Genomic DNA, 13,250 nt, shown 5'->3' on the forward strand with positions numbered 1-13,250 from the left:
GCGTTCCGCCTCTGCGCGGACGGACCTCAGCGGCCCCAGCGCAGCACGAGCGGATCGAGCCAGCGCGCGACCTCGAGCAGCCCCGCGCGAACCTGCGGATGCAGCTCGGGCCACGGCGCGCGCGCCTTGTCGCACGCGATCACACCGCCTGCCATCATCAGCGCCTTTGCGGTCAGGAAGCCTGCCTGGCGGTTCTCGTAGTTGATCAGCGGCAGCCAGCGGGCGTACTGCGTGCACGCTTCGTCGCGGTTGCCCGCGAAGTACGCGTCGGTGATCTGGCGAATCCCGTCCGGATAGCCGCCGCCCGTCATCGCGCCGGTCGCGCCCGCGTCGAGATCGGCGAGCAGCGTGATCCCCTCCTCGCCGTCCCACGGGCCTTCGATCGCCTCGCCGCCGAGCGCGATAAGCTCGCGCAGTTTCGACGCGGCACCCGCGGTCTCGATCTTGAAGTACGACAAGGCCTCGATCTGGCGCGCGAGCTTTGCGAGGAACGGAGCGGACAGTGTCGTGCCGCTCGCGGGCGCGTCCTGGATCATCAGCGGGATGTCGAGGCCGCCGGTCACTTCCTCGAAGAACGCCTGGATCTGCGCTTCGGACACGCGGAACGTCGCACCGTGATATGGCGGCATCACCATCACCATCGCGGCGCCCAGCGCCTGCGCGTGACGATTGCGCTCCGCGCAGATCCGCGAGCTGAAGTGCGACGTCGTGACGATCACCGGCACGCGGCCGGCGACGTGCTCGAGCGTCGTGCGCGTGATCAGTTCGCGCTCATCGTCGCCGAGCGCGAACTGCTCCGAATAGTTCGCGTGGATGCAGATCCCCTGCGAGCCCGCGTCGATCATGAAGTCGAGGCAGCGGCGCTGGCCGTCGAGGTCGAGCGCGCCGTCCTCGGTGAAGATCGTCGGCGCGACTGGGAACACGCCTTGGTAACGAGCTTTCATGATCACTCCACGATCTCGAACTGGTCGAGGAACTCGGTCTTCAGCGTGAGGCCGAGGCCCGGCACGTCGTCGCGCAGCTGTAGGTAGCCGTTCTCGGCGACCGGCTCGCCGTCGAAGATGTAATAGAACAGCTCGTTGCCGACCTCGACGTCGAACATCGGGAAGTACTCGCTCATCGGAGACGCGAGCGTGCTCATCGTCAGGTGATAGTTGTGCATCTGGCCCGCATGCGGGATCACCGGCACGCTGTACGCCTCGCACAGCGCGTTGATCTTGTGCGCCATCGTAATGCCGCCGACGCGGTTCGTGTCGTACTGGACCACCGACACCGCCTTGCGGTCGAGCAGCTGCTTGAAGCCGTACAGCGTGAACTCGTGCTCGCCGCCCGAGATCGGGATGCTCGTCAGCTGGTTCAGCTCCGCGTAGCCGTCGATGTCGTCGGCGATCACCGGCTCTTCCAGCCAGCGCGGCTGATACTTCTCGAGCTTCGGCAGAATCCGCTTCGCGTACTCGAGGTTCCAGCCCATGTAGCACTCGAGCATCAGGTCGTTGTCGTAGCCGATCACTTCACGGACCGCGGCGACCGATTTCAGGTTCTCGACGACGCCCTGCTGCCCGTGAGCGGGCCCGTAGCCGAAGCGCATCTTGAACGCCCGGAAGCCCTGGTCGAGGAATTTCTGCGCCTCGGCCTGCATTTCCTTCAGGTCGGTGCGATAGAGCTTCGAGTAGTAGCACGGAATCTTCTCCTTCGTGCGGCCGCCGAGCAGCTTGAAGACCGGCTTGCCAACGCTCTTGCCGAGGATGTCCCAGATCGCGATGTCGACGCCCGAGATCGCGGCCATCCCGATCCCCTTGCGGCCCCATGCATGCGTCGCGCGGTACATCCGCTGGTTCAGGTATTCGTAGTCCCACGGGTCCTGGCCGATCACGAGCGGCGCGAGGTACTGGTCGACAATGACCTTCGCGACCTGCGGCGCGAGCGCGACGTTGCCGTAGCCGACGATCCCATCGTCGGTCTCGACTTCGATGACCGTCCACGAATGGAAGCGGAACGTGCTCATCGTTTCCTGCGGCGCGTACAGCAGGTCCATCGCGTTCGCGCAGAAATTGCCCTGCGGCGGCACGGTCTTGCCCTTCCATTGGAATACGCGAGCGCGTACGGACTTGATCTTCATTACGGTGTCTCCTGAGGTTCGATGTGTTTCGATGCGTCGTGAAACGCGCGGGCGGCCGTTACGCGGAAATCGTCTGCTGCCGACGCGCGGCGCCCATCCGGCAGGCGATCTGCAAGGCTTGCCAGGTCGCGCCGACGTCGGCGGTGCCGCGGCCCGCGATGTCATACGCGGTGCCGTGCGCGGGCGTCGTGATCGGCACCGGCAGCCCGCCCTGCACGGTCACGCCGCGCGAGAAGCCGAGCAGCTTGATCGCGATCTGCCCCTGGTCGTGGTACATCGTGACGATCGCCTGGTAATCGCCGGCCTGCGCCTTCAGGAAGATCGTGTCCGCCGGGAACGGGCCGTGGAACGGCGCGTCGGTCGGCCAGTCGCGCGCCTGCAGCTTCGTCACCGCGGGCTCGATGATGTCGATCTCTTCGCGGCCGCAGCTGCCGCCGTCGCCGCCGTGCGGATTGAACGCGGCGATCGCGACCTTCGGCGCCGCGATACCATTCGCGAGCAGCGACCGGTAGATCAGCTCCGACGCCTGCTCGATCCGCTCGACGCTCAGGTAGCCCGGCGCGTCCTTCAGCGGCACGTGCGACGAGATGCGCGACGTCCACAGCTCGCCGAGCGTGTTGAATTCGCAGAAGTAGCCGGTCACGCCGAGGTATTCGGCGAAGTGGTGGAGCTCGTCCTCGTGCTTCAGGCCGCCGAGCTTCATCGCGTGCTTGTTCAGCGGCGCGAAGCAGATCGCGTCGACCTCGCCGGCGAGCGTGGCGTCCATGCACAGGTTCAGCACGGTCAGCACCGAGCGGCCGCCGGCCGCGCAGACCTCGCCGACCTTCACTTGTGCCGGGTCGATCGTGTCGACTTCGACGAGCGCGGGACGCGCGATCGACGGCCGGTTGCGCGCGGCGGCGAGCGACGCGATCGGCTCGACGTCGACCTGCACGCCGGCGACGCGCTGGCCGGCTTCCCACAGCCAGCGATCGCCGACCAGCACCAGGTTCGCGCGGGACGTCGCATCGGGGCGCGCGAGCAGCTTCGCGATCAGCTCGGCACCGATGCCGGCGGGATCGCCGAGCGTCAGCGCGACGACGGGCAAGGTCGACGGGGCCGTCATGCTGGTTTTCCCCCGTGCGCCGCGCGGGGCGCGACCGTTGAATTCGTCTGCATAATGCGTCTCCGTTTTCGCCGGAATCCGGCTGTTCCTGACATGGGGTTCATGCTAGGTAGACGGACCGTGCCCGTAAATTGAAAACTCTTGATGAATCGATAACCTGAGGTAATCAAATATGGGGTCAATCGACAAACGGGACTCGACGCCGCAGTTGCTGAACCGGCTGCGGATGCGTCAGATCGCGCTGTTGCTCGCGGTCGACGAATGCTCGACGCTGCGCGCGGCGGCCGCCCGGCTCGGCCTCACGCAGCCGGCCGCCACGAAGATGCTGCACGAGCTCGAGAACGCGCTCGGCCAGCGGCTGTTCAATCGCGTCGGGCGGGGCCTCGTGTTGAATCCGGCCGGCGAGCGCGTGCTCGGCTATTTCCGCGGGATCCGCGGCAGCATGGAGGCGCTGAACCGTGAGCTCGCGGAGCTGCAGCTCGGCAGCGCCGGGCGGCTCGCGATCGGCAGCATCATGGCCGCGTCGCCGGGGCGGCTCACCGAGGCGCTCGTGCAGCTGAAGGCGCGCTATCCGCTGCTCGCGATCGACATCGCGGTCGACACCAGCGACCGGCTGATGCCGCAATTGCAGGAAGGCGTGCTCGAGGTCGTGATCGGCCGCAACGCCGGCAGCGACTGCGTGTTCCGCGCGGTCGACGACGAGGCGCTCGCGGTCGTCTCCGGCCGCAACCATCCGCTCGCGGGCGCGGGGCCGGTCGGGTTCGACGCGCTGCTCGAGTATCCGTGGATCCTGCAGCCGGGCGGCAGCCCGGCGCGCGAGGTCATCGAGTGCGAGTTCCGGATGCATCACCAACCGATGCCGCGCGGGCTGATCGAGACCGGCTCGATGCTGACGACGATGAACCTCGTCGACCGCTCGCAGATGCTCGGCGTGATCCCGCTGACGGTCGCACAGCGCAACGCGGAGCACGGGCTCGTCGCGATCGTCGACTACACGCTCGCGCAGAAGCTGCCGTCGTATGGCAGCCTCGTGCGGCGCGACCGGCCGATCAGCATTCCCGCGCGGCAGTTCCTCACGCTGTTCCATCACGAGGACGACGGCGAGCCGCCGCGCACGTGACGTACTGCAAAGCGACACACGCTTGCCAAATCGGACCATCACTTTTTTCCGTGGCGCGCCGGCCGCATGATGTTCGCGCGGCCCGCGTGCGGCCGTACCGAGACATTCCCAACCTCCCACGATGAGAAGAACATGGAAAAAATCAAACTCGCTGGCTGCTCTGTTTCCTCGGCGTGAAGTGCGCGTCCGTCGCGTTCGCGGACGAGCCGAAGAAGGTCGCGTTCGTCGATACCGGCAATGCCGGCCGCAACGTGATGGCCGAGGCGTTGCGACGATTGATCCGCACGTCGGCGCAATACCGATCGATAACATGCGGATATCGATATATCGCGTAATTTCAGTAGTCGGTTATCAACGATCTCCTGATACTAGGCGCTCACCGGAAGCCCGGAATGGCGCTGCCCCCGGGACCGCCACGCCGGGCAAATCGACAGACAAAAAAGGAGACGAACGATGTTGAAGTTACGTGCGTGTGCAGCGCTGATCCTGCTCGCCGGCCTGCCGGCCCTGGCGACGGCCTCGGCGCCCTACGTCGACGTGAAGCCGGCAGGCTATCAGCGTGTGATCGACGGCAAGCAGACCGACCTCTACACGCTGAAGAACAAGCAGGGCATGGTCGTGAAGATCAGCAACTACGGTGGCAAGATCGTCGAGCTACTGGTTCCGGACCGCAACGGCAATCTGGGCGACGTCGTGATGGGCTTCGACACGATCGAGGACGGAAACAGGTACAACCCGTCCACCGGCGCGATCATTGGCCGCTATGCGAACCGAATCGCGAAGGGCCAGTTTACGATGGACGGCAAGCTGTACCAGCTCAGCATCAACAACGGCCCGAACCACCTGCACGGCGGCAAGAAGGGCTCGCGCTTCCGTGTGTTCGACGCGAAGCAGCTCGACGATCACACGCTGCAGGTCAACTACGTGTTCAAGGACGGCGAAGAAGGATATCCGGGCAACTGCAGCCTAAAGGTCGTCTATACGCTGACCGACGACAACGCGCTGAAGATCAGGTACGACTCGGTCACCGACAAGAAGACCATCGTCAACTTCTCGAATCACGCGGGCTTCAACCTGAGCGCAGACCCGAGCAACAGCATCGTGAATCACATGGTGACGATCGACGCTGATACCTTCACGCCGGTCGTCAAGCTGATCCCGAGCGGCGAGCGTCGCAGCGTCAAAGGGACGCCGTTCGACTTCACGAAGCCGACGCGCATTGCCGACCTGATCTACACGAAGGACGATCAGCTGAAGCAAGGCCAGCAGCTCGCGAACCCGCCGGCCGAAGGCGGCTACGACCACAACTGGTTTCTGAACAAGCGTCCGGGCGAATTGGGGCTCGCCGCGCGCGTGTACGAGCCGACGTCCGGCCGGGTGCTGGAGATCTACACGACCGAGCCGGCGATTCACTTCTACTCGGGCAACGCACTGCCCGGCACCGACGTCGGCAAGGGCGGCAAAATCTACGGATTCCGCAGCTTCTTCACGATGCTCGCCGAGCATCCGGACGACTCGCCGAACGAACCCAACTGGCCGACGACCGTGCTGAATCCCGGCGAGCAGTTCACGGCGACGACGATCTACAAATTCTCCACGGCGAAATGAGCAGGGACACTGGGCGATACCTCCCCATATCGTCCGATCCCATGTAAGAGAGCGCGTAGAGAGGCAGGCATGACTTCCAGCACTATTAATTTTGACGTAACCACACTGCCGATCATGACGATTTACGATTTCCCCAAGGGACCTTATCCGACACGCGTCCGTATTGCCCTGGCCGAGAAAAATCTGCAATCGCGCGTTGAGTTCGTGATGGTCGATCTTTACAAGGGGGAGCACAAAAGGCCCGAGTTCATCTCCGGGAAAAACTACTCGGGCACGCTGCCGGTCCTCGAACTCAACGACGGAACCTGCATCGCCGAATGCACCGCCATTACCGGATACCTCGATACGCTCGATGGCGCACCCATGCTGACCGGCAGGACACCGCTCGAAAAGGGGGTGATCCACATGATGAGCAAGCGCGCCGAGCTGGAGTTGCTCGATGCCATCAGTGTCTATTTCCACCATGCCACGCCAGGGCTTGGGCCCGACGTCGAGCTCTATCAGAACTCCGAATGGGGGTTTCGTCAGCGCGACAAAGCCCTGAGGGGCATGCGCTACTTCAATGACGTTCTGAAAAACCAGCCGTTTGTCGCTGGGGATGCCTTCTCGATGGCCGACATCACTCTCATTGGCGGCCTGGTCTTTGCGTCGATCGTGAAGCTGCCCGTGCCTGCGGAGTGCGAAGCCCTTCTGGCCTGGTACACGAGAATGTGGGAACGCCCGAGCGTCAAGAACCAGCCGGCGTTCGCCTGAGATCGCACTCTGCGACAAATTGCTCAAGCGCGACGAGTTCCATCTGGCTACCGCCGATAGGCAGGCATACTGGCTGTGCTGCGAGTGCGACTGTAGGGTAAGCGCTGAGGACGACGAGTTTGAAGTGCCGATATGGTTGAAAGGTGGGATCCCGCGGAGGGGAAACTGCAGATTGATGATGACGGGCTAACGGGGATTTGACGCGCTGCCGGAAGGCAGGCCAGGAGAGACCATGAAGGTTGCTGAGCTGGAGGGAGTCTTATTGGACTACTGGGTAGCGCGAGCCGAAGATCTACTTCATCCGCATATCGACGATGGGCTATGTTGGGTGGAAAAGCCTGCTTGCGACGGTGACCCAGCGGGCACTTTAGACACAGCGTTCACTCCTGCGAGCGATTGGGCCGTTGGCGGCCCGATCATCGAGCGTGAAGACTACTGCCTACCCCGGGTCAACACAAATGTCGGCACACTGCACCATGGCGGTTACGCAGCATCCACACCGGCTGGTTTTTGCTTCTATGGAAAAACGCCGCTGATCGCCGCCATGCGTGCCTACGTTGCAGACAAGTTCGGCGAGGAAGTGCCTGACGAGGCGACGACCGGGACTAAACCCGAATAGTCTGCCCCGCCACAATCTTCTCCAGAGCCGCCGCCTTGGTGCTTGCGTACCCGTCACTGAGCAACCGCTGCCGGATCTCGATTGGCATGTTGCGATCGAGAGAGCTGGCATACCCCGTCGGCACGCGCACGAATGTCACGCCGGCCTTCGTGTAGCACGATATTTCTGCGTTCGGGCGACGGGACGTGACGATGAAAAGCCGGCCAAGCAAACGGGCACGCCAAAGATCGCGTCGGGCCCCTTGGTGGGAACTGAGGCCGCCTAAAGTGCCCGTGTCGGCGGTCGACCAAGTAGGCGGAAGCGAACAGCGTCGCGATAGCCAACGGCGCCATTGCTGGGAAAAGCGACCCTTCACCCAATGAGGCGTCCACCGGCAGAAGTATGTCAATTACGGAAATTCGCCATCGGACCGGGTTCGGCCAATTGTTGCCGCTCGTCCATCCCACAAGTCCGTCATTCGAATGTCTGGTCCGCCATCCGAAACCCGCCGGATGCCCTATGGAAGCATCTCAGCCTTATGCGAAGCTAGGGCCGATTTTGCCAAGTTGCTGATTATGGAAAGTAGCTGGCCCGAACCCGTCGTGAGAGCTGCTGGGCAGCGGCCAGCGCAACTTCCGGCCTTTGTATAATCACAGTTTCTTTAGGAAATTGATCAACGAGTCAGGCGCCCGGTAGCGCCTGACTATGAGCGCACAACAACAAGACTATGCGGCCCCCAAGCGCACGACCAATCCGACAACGCATACGGGATGCTAAGCCGGAACAATATCGTTCAATGTGTCAGCGGTCCCGCTCGATGACGAGCCGGGTGGTATTTCAGAAAACTGTTAGGACGGTGGAAATGAGGGCCGCGATCCACGGAGCGACCCTCCAAATCGCCTATACGCTCACTACGATCTTGCCGAACTGGTTATTAGCTTCCAGATAACGGTGCGCATCGACAATCGCATCGAATTTGAACGTTTTGTCGATCATCGGTTTCAGAGCACCGGAAGCGAGACCAGCAGTAATAAACTCAACCGCCGCCTTTTGGCGCACTGGGTCGCCGCTGGTATTCCATATCGTGTACCCGATAATGGTCGGAAGCTTGATCAACATATCAAGATACGAAAGTTGTGCTGGCTCCTCACTCAGCGCACCATACACGAGGAAAATTCCGCCAGTCTTCATCGCTTTAATCAGTTTTCCGAGACTCGCACCGCCTACCGGATCGACGACAACGCGTGCTCCGACACCGTTCGTAATTCGCATTACTTCCTCGACCAGATCCTGCTCGTCCGTCGCAATCACGACCGCCGCGCCCGCGTCGAGTAGTTGTTGTCGCTTAGCGTTAGTTCGCGTTAATGCTATTGGCGTTGCACCAACCATGTTGACTAGCTGGATCGCTGCCAGGCCTACACTGCTAGACGCAGCAGGGATCAGCACAACATCGCCTGCCTCAAGCTTGGCTGCCTCGATAAAGGCACCGTACACCGTGATAAACATCATCCAGATGGACGCGGCCTGCTCGAACGATAGGGTCGGCGGATGCTTCACCACCGCCGATATCGGCGCGAGCACCAACTCGCCATATACGCCATACTGATTTTGCGAAAATGCGGGAACGGTGTTGACTGCATCGCCGACAGCAAAATCTGTAACGCCCGGACCCACCGCGTCGACAAAACCAGCCGCCTCGTAGCCCAGACGCGCAGGAAGCTTGGCCTCCTCGATATACTCACCGCTGCGCCACATTGATTCGGCACGGTTCAAACCGATTGCCTTTACTCGGATGCGTAGCTCGCCCGGCCCGGGAAAGGGCACTTCAACGTCTTTGAATTCGAGCACGTCGGGACCACCCGTGGCGCTGAATTGAATAATGCGTGACATATTGATTTCCTTTAGATGGCAGGTCGAATTAATTCAGACTGTGATGTATTGAACCGGACGCTTTGAACCGCGTGGATTTCGCCGCACCACTGAGGCGATTACGGAGCCTGAAGGCGTTGCTCAGTCGCAGTAACCCAAGCTGCGCACTTAGCGATACAGTCGAGAGGTACGCAGTCACGATCTATTCCTGAGACGTCAACTCGAGCGACAACGCCCACAGGAACGTCGAATGCGGATCGTAAGACACCCGGAATCCAAGTCGCTGCGCGAGCCTGACCATCGCGCCGTTTTCTGCAAGCGTCGTACCATACAGACGCTTCAAACCCGACTGCCGTGCAAGCTTGATCAAGCTCGACAGCAGTTGGCTACCGAGCCCTCTGCCTTGCCACGCGTCGCTGATCACGATCGCGCATTCGGCGACATCGTGCTTGCCCGGCTCCATTGCGTATCGCGCGACGCCGACCTGCCGTTTTCGACCGTCGATCAATACCACCGTGATCACCGCGCCTTCGCGCTGAGGATCGATATGGGTCCAGCGATGCATCTCGTCGAAAGTCGGCCGTCGTCCCGACATCAAACGCTTGTAGCCGGTCGATCGTGACAGTCCATTGACGAAGTCGCGTTCGATTTCGAAGTCGTCGGGTTTGATTGCACGCAATAGCACCGATGTGCCGTCTTTCGCCTCCCATACGTGCCGGACCGCTTCGGCCGGCACGTTCGAAATCGTTCGGCACGTTGCGTACGGTTCGAGAGCGCTTGCGGTTGTGTCCATCTTTCACCTCAACAGCAGCTTTGTGCAACCCGGAATTCCCTTGACGGCTAATAGGTCGTATTTAAGCCGAACGCGCGCCAATACGGGCGCGTGAGTTCGAATTGGGAGGAATATTGGCAGCTTATGCCGCCGCCCTTTGTTCAAGCGTCGGATAGTCGGTGTAGCCGCGGTGGTCGCCGCCCCAGAAGGTGTCGCGGTCATACGGATTCAGCGCGGCACCGGTACGGATACGTTCCGGCAGATCGGGATTGGCGGCGAAATGGCGGCCGAATGCGACGAGATCTGCGTCGCCGTGCGCGATGATCTGCTCCGCGCCATCGGGTTCAAAACCGCCGGCGGCGATAATCGCGCCCTTGAAGCGCCGGCGCAGCTGGGCGGCCGCAACGGGCGGCTTTTCGGGCACCGGCGCTTCGACCCCTACGATGCGCGGCTCGATCACGTGCAGATAGGCGAGATCGAAGCGATTCAGTTGTTCGGCCACGTGGCCGAACAGCGCTTCCGGGTTGCTATCGGACATCGACGCCCATCTGCCGCTCGGGCCGACGCGTACGCCGACACCGCCCGGCCCCCACACCGAGACGACCGCCTCGGTCACTTCGAGCAGCAGACGGGCTCGGTTTTCGATCGATCCGCCATAGGCGTCGAGGCGCTTGTTGCTGCCGTCCTGCAGGAACTGGTCGAGCAGATAGCCGTTTGCGCTGTGAATTTCGACGCCGTCGAAACCCGCAGCCCGCGCGCGTTCGGCGCCGCGGCGGTATTCCTCGATGATGCCGGGGATTTCTTCAATGTCGAGTGCGCGGTGTTGCGACACCGGCACCCAGCCGTCCCTGGTGACGACGACCTGCTCGAACGGCACCACCGACGGCGCGACGGGCGGCACGCCGCCGGTCATCTCGACGTGAGATTGGCGCCCGACGTGCCACAACTGCAGAACGATGCGGCCTCCCTTGGCGTGCACCGCGTCGGTCACCTTCTTCCAGCCGGCAATGTGTTCGTCGGCATAGATGCCGGGTGCGCCAAGATAGCCGCGGCCGACGATAGATACCGGTGTCGCCTCGGCGACGATCAGGCCGCCCCTGGACGCACGCTGGCCGTACATTTCGGCCATCAGATCACTGGGGACGTCGGTCGGTTGCTCTGAGCGAAGGCGCGTCAGTGGCGCCATCACCACGCGATGCGACAGGTCGATCTTGCCGAGTTTGATGGGTGAGAACAGCTGTTTGCGAATCGTGTTCATGTCGCGTTTTCCGAAAAGAATAAAACTTCGCGGCACTTGTCACGCCGCATGTGGAAAGACCTTTGGCAGGAATCGAATCTGCCCAGAAAGTGCAGGTCACTAAATATGTACGGTCGTAGTATTTGCAATCGCACTTCTCCAGTCAAGCGGTTTTTGCGGTGCCGGCCTGGCGATAGCGATGTCAAACCGGCGGAACTACGCCAAATCAAGGCCTTTGAGGATTATTCGAGTTTCCCGAAAACACAATTCGATGGGACCAACGGCGAGGCCGCGCGGCGTCGAAGGCATGCACGACATCGGGGAGCATGGAACTGCCGCGGCCCGAACGCGGCGTTGGACGCGTCCGACGCTCCCTTTACGCAACGCGCTCCGGCTGGATCTTGTTGCATAAGGCCACTACCTCGTTTAACCTAATATGTACGTTCGTAGTGTACTGAGAACATGACCACCAAATCATCGAACCGGAACAAGCTCCTGACCGAAGGTCTGCGCGTGGTGCACGAGCGCGGCTACATGGGCGCCAGCGTGCGCGATATCGTCAGCGCCGCCGGTGTGCCGCAAGGCTCGTTCACCAATCACTTCGCGTCGAAGGAAGCCTTTGGCCTTGAGGTTCTCGATTTGTATTCCGAGGGCAATCGCCGCGTGATCCGCGAGACGCTGCTCAACGACGCGCTGCCGCCGCTGCAACGGCTAGGTGCCTATATCGACGCCAATCTCGCGCGACTGTCGCGGGACGAGATGCGCTATGGATGTCTGTACGGCAATTTCTCGGCGGAAGCGTGCGGCCACAGCGAACCGATCCGCCATCGCCTGGTGGAAATCTTCGATGAGGTCGAGAGCGCGGTGACGTCCTGTCTGCGCGTGGCGGTGGCACACGGCGACCTGCCGGCGTCGACCGATTGCGATGACTTCGCGGCGTACTTCGTGGCCTCGCTGCAGGGCGCCTTCCTGCTGGCAAAGGCGCGTCGCACGTCGGCGCCGGTCGAACGTTTCAAGCGGCTGGTATTTACGAAACTGCTGACCTGAGCGAAGCCGTCGCGGTTGCCGCAGCTCACGAGGTCGGCGCTCACGGCTACGCACTACCGCCCAGCTATACTGGGCGGTTTCAATTCACCGTCCGAGGTCCATTGATGGCGTCGAAAGTGCGCGACAAAATTCTCGATGCGGCAGCAAGCTGCTTCCATGACTTGGGTTTCAACGGCTGCAGCATCCAGGACATCGTCGACAAGGGCGGCGTTCCGAAGGGCTCGTTCTACAACTATTTCAAGACCAAGGAAGCCCTCGCCGTCGAGGTGCTGAAGCTCTACGCGCAAGGCACCAGGCGCGAAATGCTGGCCGATAGCAGCACGCCGCCGGTCGCCCGCCTACGCGGCCATTTCGAATTCATGGCGTCGCGCTACGCCGCCTTCGGCTACAGCAAGGGCTGCCTGATCGGCAACTTCGCCGCCGAAAGCTCCGACCACACGCCGCTGGTCCGCGCTCATCTGGCCGACTCGCTCGTGCGCTGGACCGAAGCGGTCGCCAGCGCCATCCGCGAGGGCCAAGAAGATGGCAGCATCGTCGCCGGTCTCGACCCGGTCAGCACCGCGCGCTTCCTGATCAACAGTTGGGAAGGCGCCGTCGTACGCATGAAGATCGCCAACAGCCGCGAACCACTCGAGGATTACTTCACTATCGCGTTCTCGCTGCTTGTCAGCCGCGACAAGCCCGCCGACACTGGCAAGAAACCCACCCGCAAAGCAGCGGCGTAAGCGACTCGCGCCAAGGCGGCATCGCCCCGCGTCGGTACGATCGGCGGACGCGCTTTCCAGCTTCGCCCGCCATGATCCTGCCTCGAGTCATAGCCCGCTGGCTCACAGCCGAGTTCAGCGCGGACCTCCGCACCGAGCGTCACCAGCGATTGTTCGTCGCCGAGGGGCCGGTCAGGGTGTGCGCCGTGAAAAGGTGGCGCTTTCCAGCGGGTGTAAGTCCCGCCCGGCAACCGCTCCAGCCGGAAGCAACCGGAGCAGCTATGGAGGCAACGAAATGGCTGAAGCCTTCGGTGATGC

At 62.2% G+C, this 13,250-nt stretch carries 12 protein-coding genes; 6 read left to right on the forward strand and 6 right to left on the reverse strand.

The window, feature by feature from the left end; translation table 11 throughout:
* Positions 1-26: 26 nt before the first annotated feature.
* The 3 genes from DLM46_RS36810 to DLM46_RS36820 are packed head-to-tail and all read right to left on the reverse strand — an operon-like array spanning position 27 to position 3,224.
* A complete protein-coding gene (locus DLM46_RS36810) occupies positions 27-944 on the reverse strand; it encodes a dihydrodipicolinate synthase family protein (protein WP_115109533.1) in 918 nt (305 codons plus the stop codon).
* 2 nt (positions 945-946) lie between these two features.
* The gene (locus DLM46_RS36815) at positions 947-2,119 is read right to left on the reverse strand and encodes an L-rhamnonate dehydratase (protein WP_115109536.1); all 1,173 of its coding nucleotides are present in this window, start codon (positions 2,117-2,119) and stop codon (positions 947-949) included.
* A 58-nt stretch (positions 2,120-2,177) separates the two neighbouring features.
* Complete coding sequence (locus DLM46_RS36820) at positions 2,178-3,224, reverse strand: 4-hydroxythreonine-4-phosphate dehydrogenase PdxA (protein ID WP_115109538.1); 1,047 nt, start codon at positions 3,222-3,224, stop codon at positions 2,178-2,180.
* Between the two features lie 172 nt (positions 3,225-3,396).
* Here DLM46_RS36820 and DLM46_RS36825 point away from each other — a divergent pair, with 172 nt between their 5' ends.
* The 4 genes from DLM46_RS36825 (at position 3,397) to DLM46_RS36845 (ending at position 7,324) form a co-directional block, all read left to right on the forward strand.
* Entirely contained in the window at positions 3,397-4,344 is a 948-nt protein-coding gene (locus DLM46_RS36825) for a LysR family transcriptional regulator (protein ID WP_115109540.1), read from the forward strand.
* 453 nt (positions 4,345-4,797) lie between these two features.
* On the forward strand, positions 4,798-5,952 hold the full coding sequence (locus tag DLM46_RS36835) for an aldose epimerase family protein (protein WP_115109543.1): 1,155 nt from the start codon (positions 4,798-4,800) through the stop codon (positions 5,950-5,952).
* Between the two features lie 69 nt (positions 5,953-6,021).
* Positions 6,022-6,705: a glutathione S-transferase gene (locus tag DLM46_RS36840; RefSeq protein ID WP_115109545.1), complete on the forward strand. Its 684-nt coding sequence runs from the start codon at positions 6,022-6,024 to the stop codon at positions 6,703-6,705.
* Positions 6,706-6,937: 232 nt separating this feature from the next.
* Positions 6,938-7,324, forward strand: coding sequence for a phage protein NinX family protein (locus tag DLM46_RS36845; protein ID WP_115109547.1), 387 nt, complete (start codon positions 6,938-6,940; stop codon positions 7,322-7,324).
* Between the two features lie 879 nt (positions 7,325-8,203).
* On the opposite strand, the gene DLM46_RS36855 is transcribed toward DLM46_RS36845, so the two are convergent.
* The 3 genes from DLM46_RS36855 to DLM46_RS36865 all read right to left on the reverse strand — a co-directional run bounded on the left by DLM46_RS36855 (position 8,204) and on the right by DLM46_RS36865 (position 11,202).
* The gene (locus DLM46_RS36855; protein WP_115109551.1) at positions 8,204-9,193 is read right to left on the reverse strand and encodes a zinc-dependent alcohol dehydrogenase family protein; all 990 of its coding nucleotides are present in this window, start codon (positions 9,191-9,193) and stop codon (positions 8,204-8,206) included.
* Positions 9,194-9,374: 181 nt separating this feature from the next.
* Positions 9,375-9,965: a GNAT family N-acetyltransferase gene (locus DLM46_RS36860; RefSeq protein WP_115109554.1), complete on the reverse strand. Its 591-nt coding sequence runs from the start codon at positions 9,963-9,965 to the stop codon at positions 9,375-9,377.
* Positions 9,966-10,086: 121 nt separating this feature from the next.
* On the reverse strand, positions 10,087-11,202 hold the full coding sequence (locus DLM46_RS36865) for an alkene reductase (RefSeq protein ID WP_115109557.1): 1,116 nt from the start codon (positions 11,200-11,202) through the stop codon (positions 10,087-10,089).
* A 441-nt stretch (positions 11,203-11,643) separates the two neighbouring features.
* Between DLM46_RS36865 and DLM46_RS36870 the strand changes: the two genes are divergently transcribed.
* Together DLM46_RS36870 and DLM46_RS36875 are read left to right on the forward strand one after the other, a co-directional pair.
* Positions 11,644-12,228: a TetR/AcrR family transcriptional regulator gene (locus tag DLM46_RS36870; RefSeq protein ID WP_115109559.1), complete on the forward strand. Its 585-nt coding sequence runs from the start codon at positions 11,644-11,646 to the stop codon at positions 12,226-12,228.
* Positions 12,229-12,332: 104 nt separating this feature from the next.
* Positions 12,333-12,953, forward strand: coding sequence for a TetR/AcrR family transcriptional regulator (locus tag DLM46_RS36875; RefSeq protein WP_115109561.1), 621 nt, complete (start codon positions 12,333-12,335; stop codon positions 12,951-12,953).
* Positions 12,954-13,250 lie beyond the last annotated feature (297 nt).

This window comes from Paraburkholderia lacunae, from assembly GCF_003353175.1.
GTDB lineage: Bacteria > Pseudomonadota > Gammaproteobacteria > Burkholderiales > Burkholderiaceae > Paraburkholderia > Paraburkholderia lacunae.